This window comes from Microbacterium cremeum (genome assembly GCF_015277855.1).
GTDB lineage: Bacteria > Actinomycetota > Actinomycetes > Actinomycetales > Microbacteriaceae > Microbacterium > Microbacterium cremeum.
This window is the reverse complement of record NZ_CP063812.1, coordinates 2,515,925-2,528,615: the sequence shown is the minus strand read 5'-3', so window position 1 is coordinate 2,528,615 and position 12,691 is coordinate 2,515,925. Positions and strand designations below refer to the sequence as shown.

The window sequence follows — 12,691 nt, the reverse complement described above, 5'->3', positions numbered from 1 at the left end:
GGGGCGCCGACAGTCCGGGCGACCACGATCCGCTGGCGCCGGGCGACCCGCACGTCTCCGGGGCGATGAACCTCCGCGACGTCGGCGGACTGCCCGCGAAGGGCGGCGCGGTGACGCGCCATGGCGTGCTCTACCGTTCCGGCAACCTCGCCCGCCTCGACGACGCCGGCTCGCGTGCGCTCGAGCAGCTGCGCCTGCGACGCATCATCGACCTGCGCGCCGACACCGAGGTCGCCTTCGAGCCCAGCCGCATCGAGGGGCTCGAGGTCGTCGTGCAGCGCGTTCCGCTGTTCCTGGGCTCGGTCGAGTCGTTCTTCGCCGACGACATCGGCCTCGACGAGATGTATCGGCGGCTGGTCGAGGACTCGTCGGCCGGTGTCGTCGACGTGGTGCGCGGCATCCTCGCCGACCAGCCCGTGCTGGTGCATTGCACGGTCGGCAAGGACCGCACCGGCGTGACGGTCGCCCTCACCCTCGCGGCGGCCGGTGTGGAGCCCGAGGCCGTGGTCGGCGACTACGCGCGAACCGAGGGACTGCTGCCCGAGAGGCGCAACCGTGCGATCGTGCAGCTGCTGCGGTCGATGCACCCCGAGGCCGTGCATCTCGAAGACCTCGCGACGCGTTCGCCCGCCCCCGTGATGCGGGCGCTCCTGGACGAGGTCGCCGATCGCTACGGGTCGGCGGCGGACTACCTCCGCGCGCACGGCCTCGGCGACGACGAGGTCGTCGAGCTGCGTCGCGTGCTGCTGCGGCCCGTGTGAGCCGGAGTCGGTTCGTGACGGGCTGAGGTAAGGCAACCCTTCTTTCGCGGTATAGTGGACGTGTCATGGTCCACAACATCGAGCACAACGCATCCGCGTGCCGTTCCTCGCGGCACACGCGCGTGCAGCATCTCATCACGGCCGACGAGTCCTCGCTCGCCGAGCTCGAAGCCGTGCTCGCGACGCTGCCGATCTGCTCCACGGGCCGCGTGTTCATCGAGGTGCCCGACGCCTCGTGGCAGGGCGACATCTCGGCCCCCAGCCGCATGGTCGTGACGTGGCTCGACCGCTCGCAGCGCAGCGGCGCCCCCGGCACCGGTCGCGGCTGCGCCTCGGGTGAGGCGCTCTCGCGCGCCGTCATCGCGTGGGCCGACGAGATGCTGTGCGAAGAGGACGACCAGACGCGCATCCACCTCCTCGGCGGCTACCTCGGCACGGCCGACATCGTCGATCACCTGGTGGAGCTGGGCATCGGCCGCGAGTCCATCCACGCCCCCGAGCACTACCGGCTCGGCGTCGCGGGCTGAGGCGTCGCTGCGCTCCTGACGGCGACCGACTGGGTACAGTCGTGCCCATGACGCAGCGCGCTGCCGCCCCGGCCTCCCTCTCCGTCGACCCGCGCGACCTCCGGATGCCGACGTGGGTCATCGTGTGGCTCACGATCTCGGCGGTCATCCAGACCTACGACGCCTGCTACGTGCTGCTCGGGCCGCTGTCGCACGACGGCGGCCCGCTCGCGGCGTTCTGGCCGGGTCACGTGTTCTACGGCACGTTCGACCACCGCTACGGCCAGTTCGACGCCTTCGGCAGCGCGCAGAGCTGGGCGAACCTCGTCGAAGTGGTCTTCATCGTGTGGGCGCTGTTGCACGCACGCCGATGGTCGGGCGTCGTCGTGGGGCTGATCGTGACGGTCGCGACCTTCTGGAAGACCGTGATCTACTTCCTGGTCGAGGCCTCGAGCGGCCTGGAGATGACACGGCAGTCGCTCGAGCGCGGCGACATCACGGGGTTCCTCATGGTGGCGGTGCTCCCGAACCTGTTCTGGATCGTCTTCCCCCTCGCCGTCGTGATCGCGCTCGGGCGCCAGGTCGCCCGGGTCGGGCGGGCCGCCGCCGCGACCGCGGCGTGACAGCCGGTCAGGCAGCGCCCCGCGGCACGTAGTTGCCGTCTTCGAGGCCCGCTTCGATCTCGAAGCGATTGCGCAGCGGATCGCGGCCGGCGAGCGCGTACAGCAGCGGCATGAGGAAGCCGTACCGCTGCCACTGACGCTTGTGCACCGCCTCGTGACGCAGCAGCGCCGCGGAGACGCGGCCGTCGCCGGTGAGGAAGCAGCCCCCGACGCACACGCCCCCGCGCGGGAACGTCCAGCGCGGCATGCCGCGGAACACCCACAGTCCCTCGCGCTTCTCGACGCGGCCCGTGCTCCACAGCGAGCCCCATACCCAGCCGACCGCGCACCCGTACCAGTAGCCGGCTCGGCTGACGGGCGAGTCGAGCAGGAACGGGGGGATCCACCGGTCGATGCGCCGGCCGCGCAGCACGGCTCGCTCCGCCGCGGCACGCCATCCTCGCGGCGGCGGGGGGATCGGGCTCACGCCAGCGCGCCGATCACCCGCAGGATCGCCCCGAGATCCTCGTGTGCCGAGGCGGTCGAGGCGGGGGAGTAGCCCGTGAGCGATGCGCCCGCGAGCGGCGTGCCCGCCCGCACCTCGGCGATCGCGGCGGTCAGCTCGCCGACGGTCACCCCGAACGGCTCGGGGTGCGCGTTGCCGGCGATCTCGGCCGGGTCGAGGGCGTCGATGTCGATGTGGATGTACACGGCGTCCGCGCCCGTCGCCGCGACGGCGGAGGCGAGCGATGTCGGATCGCGCAGTTCGTCGACGGTGAGCGTCGCGATGCCGAGGTCTGCCACCGCGGCCAGCTCGTCGTCGTCGTACGAACGCGCTGCGCCGACCACGACGCGGCCGGGGTCGACGGATCCGGCCGGCAGCGACAGTCCCGGATCGCCGTCGCCGAGCACCGCGCGCAGCACCATGCCTGCGAACGCGCCCGACGGCGAGGACCGGGGCGAGTTCAGGTCGGGGTGGGCGTCGATCCACACGACGGCGAGCTTCGGGGCGCGACGTGCGGCGTGCGCGATGGGCGCGAGGGCCACGCCGCAGTCACCGCCGACGGTGAGCACGGGCTCGTCGTGGCCGTCCAGCGCGTCCGCGATCATGCCGTGGATGCGCTGCAGCGCGGTGAGGCGATGGATGCCGCTGCCCTGCGACTCGCCGGCCTCCATCGGCACGTCGAGCACGGTGGTGGCCGTCCGCGGCAGATCCCCGGCGATGGCCTGGGCCCCGTCGATGAGCTGCATGGCCCGGGACGACGGGCTTCCCTGCCACTGCGGAACCACCAGGTATCGCGTCATCCCCTCATCTTCGCGCACGACCGGCGCCCAGGTCGCCGTCGGCGATTCCTCCGTCCGCGAACGCCGAAGGGCGCCGCATCCCGGATGCGACGCCCTCCGTGCTCGATCGTCAGCTGCCGATGGCCGCCTGCGACGAGCCGCCGGTCTTCAGCGCGGCCAGGCGCGCCTCGACCTCGGTGAGCTCCCCGACGTCCTCGAGCTGGTTGAACTGCGCGTCGAGGCTCGACGCGGCGAGCTCCTGCTTGCCGGCGGCGAGGGCCTCCTGCCTGCGGACCTTGTCTTCGAACCGGCCGAGCTCGCTGGTCGGGTCGAGCACATCGATCGACTTGACCGCGTCGTGCACCTTGGTCTGGGCCTCGGCGGTCTTCGCGCGCGCGAGCAGCTCGGAGCGCTTGGACTTCAGCTGCTCCAGCTTCTGCTTCATGCCGTTGAGGCCGTCCTTGAGCTTCGCGACGACCTCGGTCTGCGACGCGATCGTCGGGGCGATGGCCTTCGCCTCGTTCTCCTCGCTGATCTGGCGCTGCAGCGCGATCTTGGCGAGGTTGTCGAACTTGTCGGCGTCGGCGGTGTGGCCGATCGCCCGCAGCTCGTCGGCCTTGCGGCTGGCCGCGAGGGCCTTGTTGCCCCACTCGGCGGCCGCCTGGACGTCCTCCTGGTGGTCGCGCTCGAGCAGGCGCAGGTTGCCGATCGTCTCGGCGATGGCCGACTCGGCGTCGGCGATCGAGTTGGTGTAGTCGCGCACCAGTTGGTCGAGCATCTTCTGCGGATCCTCGGCGGAGTCGAGGAGGGCGTTGATGTTCGCCTTCAGGAGCGTCGAGATACGACCGAAGATGGACTGCTTCGCCATCGGATTTCCTTCCTATCGGAGTTCAGGCCTATCGGAGTTCGGATGAGGGTGGATCGGGTTCGGGATGCCGTGCCGCGGGTCTCGGCCGGCCGGTGGAGCACGGGCGGCTCAGAAGCGACCACCCCCTCGGCGGCTGCGGGTGCCGCCGCCGCCGAAGCTGCCGGGCCGGAATCTGCCGGAGGACCGCGATGCGCCGCCGCCGAGCATGCCGCCCAGCCCGCCGCTCGATCCGCCCGAGGACCGGCCGCCGCCGAGCATCGAGTTGAGCACGATGCCGCCGAGTACGGCACCCAGCATGCCGCCGCCGTCGGACTGGCCGCCGCCGCGGAACATGCCGCCGCCATCGCCTCCGAACGCGCCGACGTCGTTCTGCGCCGCCTGGATGGCCTGACCGGCGAGCTGATCGGCGCGCTGAGCGTGCTGCATGGCCTGCTCGGGGTCGCCGGCCTGCAGTGCCTGCGCGCGGGCGAGCGCGGCCCCGGCTTCGGCGAGCCGCGTCCTCGCCTGCGCGCCGACGGCGCCGCGGCGCGCGGTGATGTAGTCCTCGGCGGCCGACACCTGCGCCTGCGCCTGCAGGATGAGCTGCCCCACCATCTGACGCGCGCGCTGAGCCTGGACCGCGGCATCCCGCACGCCCTGCACCAGGGCGTCGATCTGCTGGTTGGCGGCCTCGAGGCTCTGGAGGGCGACGAGCGGCCGCTTGGCGGTACCGCTGAGGTGTACGCGGGCGGTGTCGAGCTGCTGCCTGGTGGCGGCGATGGCGCCCGCGATCCGGCCGTCGGGGTCAGGCAGGGCCGAGGCCGCCACGATGTCGCCCTCGAGCTCGGTCACCAGGGCGGCCGCGCTGCGCTCGCCCTCGGCGAGGTCGTTCGCGAGCTTGTCGATCGCGTCTTCGAGCAGGGTCGCCTGGCCGACCGCCTCTTCGGCGGCGCGGATGCCGACGGCGGCCTCGCCGCCGTCTCCGGCGCCGATCGCCGCCTGCGCGGCGTCGAGCTGCTCGTCGGCGAACGCGAGTCGCTGGCGAGCCTGCTCGGGGTTGTCCGCGACGGTCGCGAGGGCTTCGGGCGCGTACGAGGCGCGCAGGGTCTGCAGATGCGCGGCAGCGGCCTCGAGGGATGCCGCGGCCTTCGTCCGTGCGTCCTGGACGCGTGCGAGCGCCTCGGGTGCGTTCTGCTCGAGCTTGCGCAGCTCGTCGAACGCCTCGGCCTTCTCGTCGAGCAGGGCGTTGGCCTCCTCGCACAGCGCGATGATCCGCTCGTTCCACGCACGCGTGTCCTGCGGGGAGTCCGGAGTGGCGTCGTCGAGCTGCTGCTTGAGGGTGAACGCCTCGTCGAGATCCTGCTGGGCGGAGGCGATCGCCGCCTCGAACTCGGCGGTCGCCGCGTCGCCGAACTGTGCCTTGGCGAAGCCGAGCTCCTGCGCGCTGGTCTTCAGGGCGTCGTCGGTCTCGACGAGGAGCGACGACGCGCGCCGTTCGAGTTCTTCGAGGCTCGGCTGCGGCGCGCCGGCGCCGCCCGCGGGGACCGCGCCCGCTGTGCCGCGACGACGGCGGGCGAGCACCACGATGAGGACCACGGCCACCACGACGACGGCGATCACGAGGAGCCAGGTCAGCCAGCCGCCCCCGCCGGACGCCCCGTCGTCCACCGCGCCGGAGCCGCCGCCGGCGGCATCGGTCAGGCCGTCCGCGGCGCCGTCGACGGCGCCGAGCCAGTCCTCCGCCCTCAGGGCGGGCTGCACCCGCTGCTGCTCGATGGTCGCGAGCTGGTCGAAGGTCACCGGCCCCTCGGACGAGCCCGAGAGGTAGTACTGCCGTCCCTCGGTCGCGACCGCGAGGAGATACTGGGTCACGCCGAGGCCGTTGTCGTCGGCGGTCTGGTTCGCCCAGCTCTCGGAGTCGGCCGGGTCGGTGAACTCATCGACGAACACGACCCACAGGTCGAGCCCGGTCTGCGTCTTCAGCGCGTCCAGCCGGTCCTGCGCCTGCGCCTCCTCCGACGAGGACAGCACGCCCGCATCGTCGAGCACATAGCCCGAGCCGAGCGTGACCGGAGGCGTGGCCGAGACGGCCGCCGCCCCCATCACCGTGACCGCGACCACCGCAGCGGACACCAGCGCTGCCGTTCGGCGCAGTGGCATCGATCCCCCCTCTGGGACTCGGGGTTTCCCCACACGCGAGTCTATGCAGGCGCGGGGATACGACGGTAGCCCGAGGTCCGGCTCGCACGGGCCGCGGGTCGCTGCCGGCTACCCGGCGCCCGTGCCGGTAGCCTTGCCGATCCGGAGGACGAGGATGGACGATCGCTACGGCGCCGATGTGCTGGCCACGGGATGGAAGGGCCACGGAGTGCGCGAGCTGCCGCGGGTGGCGGCATCCCGCGATCTCGTGGTCGAGGTCGCCGACGACGGCTTCTGCGGTGCCGTGGTCGGCGTGTCGGGCGGCATGGTCGAGCTCGAGGATCGCGTCGGGCGGCGACGGCTGTTCCCGCTCGGGCCCGGGTTCCTGATCGAGGGACGCGATGTCGTGCTGGGCCCGCCGGCACCGGTCGCCGCGCACAGCGGACCGCGGCGCACGGCGTCGGGCTCGTTCGCGGCACCCGACTCGCGTGCCCGCACCGCGCGGGCGAGCCGCATCTTCGTGGAGGGGCGGCACGATGCCGAGCTCGTCGAGAAGGTGTGGGGCGACGACCTGCGCGCCGAGGGGGTCGTCGTCGAGTACCTCCAGGGCGTCGATCTGCTGCAGGCGGCGCTCGACGAGGAGCCGCCCTCGGCGCAGCGACGCTACGGCGTGCTGCTGGACCACCTGGTGCCGGGCTCGAAGGAGACCCGTATCGCCGAGGCGATATCGCGGGGCCGGCACGGCGCGCACCTGCTCATCGTCGGGCATCCGTGGATCGACGTCTGGCAGTGCGTGACGCCGCGTTCGATGGGCATCGAGCGCTGGCCCGAGGTGCCGCGCGGCATCGAGTTCAAGGTGGGCGTGTGCCGGGCGCTCGGCTGGCCGGCGCGCGACCAGGCCGACCTCGCCCGCGCGTGGCAGCGCGTCCTCGCCTCGGTGAAGAGCTATCGCGACCTCGAGCCGGCGTTCCTCGGCCGCGTCGAAGAGCTCATCGACTTCGTGACCCAGTAGGCGTCGGTAGCCTGGTGGGGTGTCCGACTCCGCCGCACCGACTTCCGGGCCTCGCACGTTCCGCGATCGCCCGGTGTCTTTCGTGCGCCGCAGCGGACGGATGTCGGAGGCGCAGGAGCGCGCGTGGGCCGAGCTCGCGCCGGTCTACGTGATCGAGGCGCCGCGCGACGTCGCCTCGACGAGCATCCGCCCGGGTTCGGCGATCGACCCGGTCGCGGTGTGGGGGCGCGAAGCGCCGCTCCTCGTCGAGATCGGCTCGGGTCAGGGGCACGCGATCGTCCACGCCGCCTCCTCCCGGCCGGATGACGACTTCCTCGCGATCGAGGTGTTCAAGGCGGGCCTGGCCCGCACGATGCTCGACGCCGACCGCGCCGGTGCGCGCAATCTGCGCCTCGTCGAGGCGAACGCGCCGGAGGTGCTGCAGCACCTGCTGCCCGCGGCATCCGTCGACGAGCTCTGGGTCTTCTTCCCCGACCCGTGGCACAAGAAGAAGCACACCAAGCGCCGGCTCGTCACCGCGGACTTCGCCCGCGTCGCGGCGGGCGCGCTGCGCGACGGCGGGATGCTGCGCCTGGCGACCGACTGGGAGGACTACGCGCTGCAGATGCGCGACGTGCTGTCGGCCGCCCCCGACTTCGAGCCGGCTTTCGAGGGGGAGTGGGCGCCGCGCTTCGAGGGCCGCGTGCTGACGGCGTTCGAGCGCAAGGGCTCCCGCGTCGGCCGCGACATCCGCGATCTGTCGTACCGCCGCGCACGCCGCTCATGAGCGGCGTCCAGGGCCCCGTGACCGGGCCGCTGCCGCTTCCCGGCGGTACGGCGGAATCGTCGCCCGCGCGTCCGCCGCGCGACCGGTGGCGGTTCGTACGGCCTCTCGCGCACCGCGACTTCCGCATGCTCTTCGGCGCCGTCGTGCTCTCGATCTTCGGCGCCGGCATGTGGGCCGTGGTCATGGTCTACACCGTGATCGGCGCCGGCGGCGGCCCCGTCGAGCTCTCGGTCGTCGCGGCCGCGAACGCCGTCGGGCTGCTCCTGTGCGCGATCCCGGGCGGCATCGCCGCCGACCGCGTGCCGCGCCGCATGCTGCTGCGGGTCGTCGAGCTGGTGAACCTCCTCGCGATCACCTCGGTCGCGGTCGCCGGCGCGTTCGGCGTCGCCACCATCCCGCATCTGGCGATCGTGGCGTTCGTGCTGGGCGCAGGTGCGGGGTTCTTCTTCCCCGCCTACAGCGCGATCCTGCCGCGCATCCTCCCTCCGGCGCAGCTGCTCGCGGCGAACGGCCTCGAGGGCGCCATCCGTCCCGCCCTGCAGCAGGCGGCCGGGCCGGCGGCCGCCGGCATGATCGTCGCCGCCGTCCTCGCCCCCGCGCACGCCGCCTGGGGCGTGGTCGCGGCGCACGCGCTCGCCCTGGTGCTCCTTCTCTTCGTAGGCCCCGAGCCGCCGCCGACGGACGGCGAGCACCGGGAGGCTCCGAGCGGCGTGCGCGGCGTGCTCCACGATCTCCGCGAGGCGGTCGGATTCACCGTCCGCACGCCCTGGCTGCTGTGGACGCTGCTGTTCGCCACCGGCTGGGTGCTGGTCTTCATCGGGCCGGAGGAGGTGCTGCTGCCCTTCCTCACGCGCGACCGCATCGGAGAGGATCCACGGTGGTTCGGCTTCCTCCTGGCGATCTACGGCGTCGGCGGGGTCGTGGGCTCCATCGTGGTCTCGTCGATGAGGCTCCCGCGCCGCTATCTCACGGTGATGATGGGTGTCTGGGGTGTCAGCACCCTGCCCTTCGCCGTCGTCGGTCTCACGCACGTGTACTGGGTCATGGCACTGTGCCTGTTCGTCGTCGGCTTCGGCTTCAGCTACGGCAATGTGATCTGGGGCACCCTGCTGCAGCGCCGCGTCCCCCGGCACATGCTGGGCCGCATCTCGAGCCTCGACTTCTTCGTCTCGCTCGCACTCATGCCGCTGTCGATGGCGCTCGCCGGCCCGCTCGCCCAGGTCGTGCCGATCGAGACGATCTTCATCGCCGCCGGCGTCATCCCGCTCGGCCTCGGCACCATCGCCTACCTCGTCGCCCGCATGCCGGCCGACGAGATCGCCCACCCGCTCGACCGCTGACCCGAAGGCACCATGCCCGCCTCCTCCACTGCCGCCCCCGCCCTGGTCCGCCCGTCCTGGACGTGGCGCCTCGCGCCCGCGCTGCTGGTGTGCCTGGCCGCGCCGGCATTCTTCGTCGTGCGGGTGGCGTGGATCGGATGGACGCTGCTGGCCGTGGGCCTCGCGCTGGCGCTCGTGGCCGAGCGGCGACGGGACCGGACGGCGCGGAGTGCTGCGGCCGGACCCTCGGGTTCCGGTGCGGCGCCGGTCTCCGGCATCCGTCCCCCCTCGCTCGTGCGCGACCTCTCGCTGATCGCCGCCGGTCTGCTCATCGTCAGCGCGATCCCGCTGAAGGCCGAGCTCGACGACCTCTCGATCCTCCGGTTCGCGGTGGCGCTGGGCGGTGCGGTCGCCGTGCCGTACGCGATCTCGCGCTGGGCGTACCGCGATCACGCTGTGCGCTTCCCGTGGCGGGGCGGCGGCCGGTGGACCGCGTTCCAGTGGACGTGGCTGGTGGCCGTGCTCGTGCTCGGATGGCTGATCCTGCCGTTCTACTTCATCACGTCGGGGGTCTACCTCAACTGGCCCGTCGTCGACACCCCCGATCTCATCGCGCGGCTGTTCGTCGGCGTCGGCGGCGTCGGCATCTGGGACGAGCTGTTCTTCATCTGCACGTGCTTCGCGCTGCTGCGGCGGCACTTCCCCGACTGGCAGGCCAACGTCCTGCAGGCGGTCGTGTTCGTCTCATTCCTGTGGGAGCTCGGGTATCAGGCGTGGGGGCCGCTGCTCACCATCCCGTTCGCGCTGCTGCAGGGCTTCATCTTCATGAAGACCCGCTCGCTCGCGTACGTCGTGACCGTGCATCTGCTGTTCGACGCCGTCGTCTTCCTGGTGCTCGTCCACGCCCACAACCCGGGAGCCCTGGACGGGCTGTTCCTGGTGTGACGGCTGCCCAGCGACTGCGCAGGGACGTCGGCTAGCCTGGACCGCGGGTCCCGACCGGACCCCCGGACGAGGGATCAGTACCCGGTGCGCGACAAGACTGGCCAGGAGGCACGGTCATGTCGTGGGTCATCCTCATCCTCTCGGGTGTGCTCGAAGCCGTCTGGGCGACGGCGCTCGGAAAGTCCGAGGGCTTCACGAAGCTCTGGCCGAGCGTCGTGTTCGGCGTCGCGCTCATCGCCAGCATGGGCGGCCTGGCGTGGGCCATGCGCGACATCTCCACCGGGACCGCGTACGCGGTCTGGGTCGGGATCGGCGCCGCGCTCACGGTGGCGTACGCGATGATCACCGGCGCCGAGGCGTTCTCGGTGGTGAAGCTGCTGCTCATCCTCGGTCTCGTGGGCTGCGTCGTCGGCCTGAAGCTCGTCGGACACGAGTGAGCACGTCGACGGATGCCGCGGCATCCGTCGACGGTTCCCTCACGTTCAACCTGACATCGAGATGACTTCCTCGTGAACTCTTGACGACGGGTCGGCCCTGAGTAGATTCAGTCCTGCGAAGAGAAAACGGAGACGAGGAACCCGAAAGGGAACCGGACACAGAAACCGAACATCGCACTGACGATCGCCTCGATGCTTCGGCACCGAGGCGATCTTCATGTGCGCCGCGCCCCGTGACGGCGTGCGCGTGCGGCGCCCGACCCGTGCCATGGTGTACGTGGGTCCATCCTCGCCGGACCCCATGCTTCACACGGGAGCCGGAATGCAACGACCCCTCGCAGGCCTGACCGCGCGAAACCTCGTCACCGAACTCACCGCGGGCGTCACGCTCCTCGCGATCGCGATCCCGCTCAACATCGGCTATGCGCAGATCGCCGGACTCCCGCCGACGGCGGGCCTGTACGCGCTCATCCTTCCGACGGTCGTCTACGCGCTCGTCGTCTCGTCGCGTCAGGTGGTCGCATCGCCCGATGCTGCGGCGGCCGCGCTGGTCGCCTCGTCGATCGGCGGCCTCGCCGCCGCCGGGAGCGCGAACTACGCGACCCTGGCGCTCGCGCAGGCGATCATCTGCGGCATCATGTTCCTGCTGCTCTCGGTGTTCAAGCTCGGATTCCTCGCGAACTTCCTCTCGAAGCCGATCCTCATCGGCTTCGTCGGAGGTCTCGCGCTCGACATCATGGTGAGCCAGATCGCGAAGATGCTGGGCGTCAGCATCGAATCGGGCGGCGAGTTCGTCGACAAGATCTCGCAGCTCGTCACCGGGATGAGCACCTTCAACGCGTGGTCGCTCGCGGTCGCCGCGGTGTCGGTGGCGGTGCTGCTGGGCGGGCGGCGACTGCTCCCGAAGGTGCCGTGGGCGCTGGTCGTGCTGGTCGTCTCGACGGTGGTGGTCGTGATCGCCGACCTCGATCAGAAGGGCATCGCGGTGCTCGGGGAGGTGCCGGCGGGTGCACCGTCGTTCACGTGGCCGGTCATCGAATGGACGACGTGGCTGGCGCTCGTGCCGTCGGCGATCGCCTTGACCCTGGTCACCACCGCCGAGGGCCTCCTCGTCTCGCGGTCGTACGCCGAGAAGCGGCACTATCCGTTCCGCGCCAACCGAGACCTGTTCGCGTTCGGCCTCGCCAACATCGCCGCGGGCGCTCAGGGCAGCTTCGCCGTCGGATCCTCGACGTCGCGGACGGCGGCGATGGATCAGGCGGGGTCGCGGACGCAGCTGCCGTCGATCGTCCTCGCCGTCGGCACGCTCCTGCTGCTCCTGTTCGGAACGGCGCTGCTCGCCGACATCCCGTCCCCGGCGATCGGCGCGGTCGTCGCGGTGGCGATCCTGCCGCTGTTGGGCGTGAAGGAGTTCGGTCAGCTGTGGCGCATGGACCGCTTCGAGTTCGCCGTCGGGGCGACGTGCTTCCTCGTCACGCTCTTCGTCGGGGCCATCCCGGGCATCCTCGTCGCGTTCGTGCTCGCCCTGGTCAACCTGGCCAAGCGCGCCGCGAACCCGGCGATCGACGTGCTCGCGTTCGAGGGCGATCCGAAGGAGTCGCTCCTGGACGATGCGCCCGCCGGCACCACGACCGCTCCCGGCGTCATCGTCGTGCGGTTGGCCGCCCCCCTGTTCTTCGCGAACGGGGCCGTCTTCGCCTCCGCCGTCAAGCGCGCCGTCGGTGCCGCCCGCGAGCCCGTGCGGCACGTCGTCATCGACATGGAGGCGGTCACCGACGTCGACGTGACCGGCGCCGAGGCGTTCGAGGGCCTCGAGGAGTGGCTGCGCGACCAGGACGTCGAACTGGCGTTCAGCCGCGTCCGCGCGACGGCGAAGGCGCGACTGGAGGAGCTCGGACTGCTCTCGGATCAGCCGGTCTTCGACACCAACCGGGCCGCGATCGTCGCGCTCGCGGACGCTCCCGGGTAGTCCGCCGGGTACCCGTGCCCACCGGGGGTGTCAACCCCGTCGACTCCCACTGCGCGGCGCGGGACACTCGTCCCGATGACCGGCCGACGATGCCTCGAACGTCG

The 12,691-nt window shown here is 71.8% G+C and carries 13 protein-coding genes and 1 riboswitch; of the genes, 9 read left to right on the top strand and 4 right to left on the bottom strand.

The window, feature by feature from the left end; translation table 11 throughout:
- Positions 1 to 32: 32 nt before the first annotated feature.
- From IM778_RS11560 to IM778_RS11550, 3 genes are all read left to right on the top strand, one after another.
- Positions 33 to 761: a tyrosine-protein phosphatase gene (locus tag IM778_RS11560; protein ID WP_273541863.1), complete on the top strand. Its 729-nt coding sequence runs from the start codon at positions 33 to 35 to the stop codon at positions 759 to 761.
- A 65-nt stretch (positions 762 to 826) separates the two neighbouring features.
- Positions 827 to 1,288: an SIP domain-containing protein gene (locus IM778_RS11555; protein ID WP_194409033.1), complete on the top strand. Its 462-nt coding sequence runs from the start codon at positions 827 to 829 to the stop codon at positions 1,286 to 1,288.
- Between the two features lie 47 nt (positions 1,289 to 1,335).
- The gene (locus IM778_RS11550; RefSeq protein WP_194409032.1) at positions 1,336 to 1,890 is read left to right on the top strand and encodes a hypothetical protein; all 555 of its coding nucleotides are present in this window, start codon (positions 1,336 to 1,338) and stop codon (positions 1,888 to 1,890) included.
- A 7-nt stretch (positions 1,891 to 1,897) separates the two neighbouring features.
- Here the strand turns inward: IM778_RS11550 and IM778_RS11545 are convergent, their stop codons facing one another.
- The 4 genes from IM778_RS11545 to IM778_RS11530 all read right to left on the bottom strand — a co-directional run bounded on the left by IM778_RS11545 (position 1,898) and on the right by IM778_RS11530 (position 6,160).
- The gene (locus IM778_RS11545; RefSeq protein WP_194409031.1) at positions 1,898 to 2,356 is read right to left on the bottom strand and encodes a Fe-S oxidoreductase; all 459 of its coding nucleotides are present in this window, start codon (positions 2,354 to 2,356) and stop codon (positions 1,898 to 1,900) included.
- Complete coding sequence (locus tag IM778_RS11540; protein ID WP_194409030.1) at positions 2,353 to 3,174, bottom strand: arginase family protein; 822 nt, start codon at positions 3,172 to 3,174, stop codon at positions 2,353 to 2,355. Before IM778_RS11540 ends, IM778_RS11545 begins: the two co-directional genes overlap by 4 nt.
- Before the next feature lie 109 nt (positions 3,175 to 3,283).
- Positions 3,284 to 4,021, bottom strand: a complete 738-nt coding sequence (locus IM778_RS11535; RefSeq protein WP_194409029.1) for a PspA/IM30 family protein — start codon at positions 4,019 to 4,021, stop codon at positions 3,284 to 3,286.
- A gap of 108 nt (positions 4,022 to 4,129) precedes the next feature.
- A complete protein-coding gene (locus tag IM778_RS11530) occupies positions 4,130 to 6,160 on the bottom strand; it encodes a TPM domain-containing protein (RefSeq protein WP_194409028.1) in 2,031 nt (676 codons plus the stop codon).
- A gap of 154 nt (positions 6,161 to 6,314) precedes the next feature.
- Here IM778_RS11530 and IM778_RS11525 point away from each other — a divergent pair, with 154 nt between their 5' ends.
- The 6 genes from IM778_RS11525 (at position 6,315) to IM778_RS11500 (ending at position 12,587) form a co-directional block, all read left to right on the top strand.
- A complete protein-coding gene (locus IM778_RS11525; RefSeq protein WP_194409027.1) occupies positions 6,315 to 7,151 on the top strand; it encodes a DUF3097 domain-containing protein in 837 nt (278 codons plus the stop codon).
- A gap of 19 nt (positions 7,152 to 7,170) precedes the next feature.
- Positions 7,171 to 7,917 carry a tRNA (guanosine(46)-N7)-methyltransferase TrmB gene (trmB, locus tag IM778_RS11520; protein ID WP_194409026.1) on the top strand — a complete coding sequence of 249 codons (747 nt, stop codon included), beginning with the start codon at positions 7,171 to 7,173 and terminating at the stop codon, positions 7,915 to 7,917.
- On the top strand, positions 7,914 to 9,257 hold the full coding sequence (locus IM778_RS11515) for an MFS transporter (RefSeq protein ID WP_194409025.1): 1,344 nt from the start codon (positions 7,914 to 7,916) through the stop codon (positions 9,255 to 9,257). The genes trmB and IM778_RS11515 overlap by 4 nt, the downstream gene beginning before the upstream one ends.
- Before the next feature lie 12 nt (positions 9,258 to 9,269).
- The gene (locus IM778_RS11510) at positions 9,270 to 10,181 is read left to right on the top strand and encodes a CPBP family intramembrane glutamic endopeptidase (protein ID WP_194409024.1); all 912 of its coding nucleotides are present in this window, start codon (positions 9,270 to 9,272) and stop codon (positions 10,179 to 10,181) included.
- Between the two features lie 42 nt (positions 10,182 to 10,223).
- A riboswitch (guanidine-III (ykkC-III) riboswitch) is annotated at positions 10,224 to 10,287 on the top strand.
- Positions 10,288 to 10,297: 10 nt separating this feature from the next.
- Positions 10,298 to 10,618, top strand: coding sequence for a DMT family transporter (locus IM778_RS11505; protein ID WP_194409023.1), 321 nt, complete (start codon positions 10,298 to 10,300; stop codon positions 10,616 to 10,618).
- Positions 10,619 to 10,940: 322 nt separating this feature from the next.
- Positions 10,941 to 12,587: a SulP family inorganic anion transporter gene (locus IM778_RS11500; RefSeq protein WP_194409022.1), complete on the top strand. Its 1,647-nt coding sequence runs from the start codon at positions 10,941 to 10,943 to the stop codon at positions 12,585 to 12,587.
- Positions 12,588 to 12,691: the final 104 nt, after the last annotated feature.

Excerpts from the sequence above, each read along its gene's own strand:
- IM778_RS11530 (WP_194409028.1), bottom strand. The coding sequence starts at position 6,160 with ATGCCACTGCGCCGAACGGCAGCGCTGGTGTCCGCTGCGGTGGTCGCG.
- IM778_RS11535 (WP_194409029.1), bottom strand. The coding sequence starts at position 4,021 with ATGGCGAAGCAGTCCATCTTCGGTCGTATCTCGACGCTCCTGAAGGCG.
- IM778_RS11525 (WP_194409027.1), top strand. The coding sequence starts at position 6,315 with ATGGACGATCGCTACGGCGCCGATGTGCTGGCCACGGGATGGAAGGGC.
- IM778_RS11500 (WP_194409022.1), top strand. The coding sequence starts at position 10,941 with ATGCAACGACCCCTCGCAGGCCTGACCGCGCGAAACCTCGTCACCGAA.
- IM778_RS11510 (WP_194409024.1), top strand. The coding sequence starts at position 9,270 with ATGCCCGCCTCCTCCACTGCCGCCCCCGCCCTGGTCCGCCCGTCCTGG.
- IM778_RS11550 (WP_194409032.1), top strand. The coding sequence starts at position 1,336 with ATGACGCAGCGCGCTGCCGCCCCGGCCTCCCTCTCCGTCGACCCGCGC.
- IM778_RS11555 (WP_194409033.1), top strand. The coding sequence starts at position 827 with ATGGTCCACAACATCGAGCACAACGCATCCGCGTGCCGTTCCTCGCGG.
- IM778_RS11515 (WP_194409025.1), top strand. The coding sequence starts at position 7,914 with ATGAGCGGCGTCCAGGGCCCCGTGACCGGGCCGCTGCCGCTTCCCGGC.
- IM778_RS11505 (WP_194409023.1), top strand. The coding sequence starts at position 10,298 with ATGTCGTGGGTCATCCTCATCCTCTCGGGTGTGCTCGAAGCCGTCTGG.
- IM778_RS11540 (WP_194409030.1), bottom strand. The coding sequence starts at position 3,174 with ATGACGCGATACCTGGTGGTTCCGCAGTGGCAGGGAAGCCCGTCGTCC.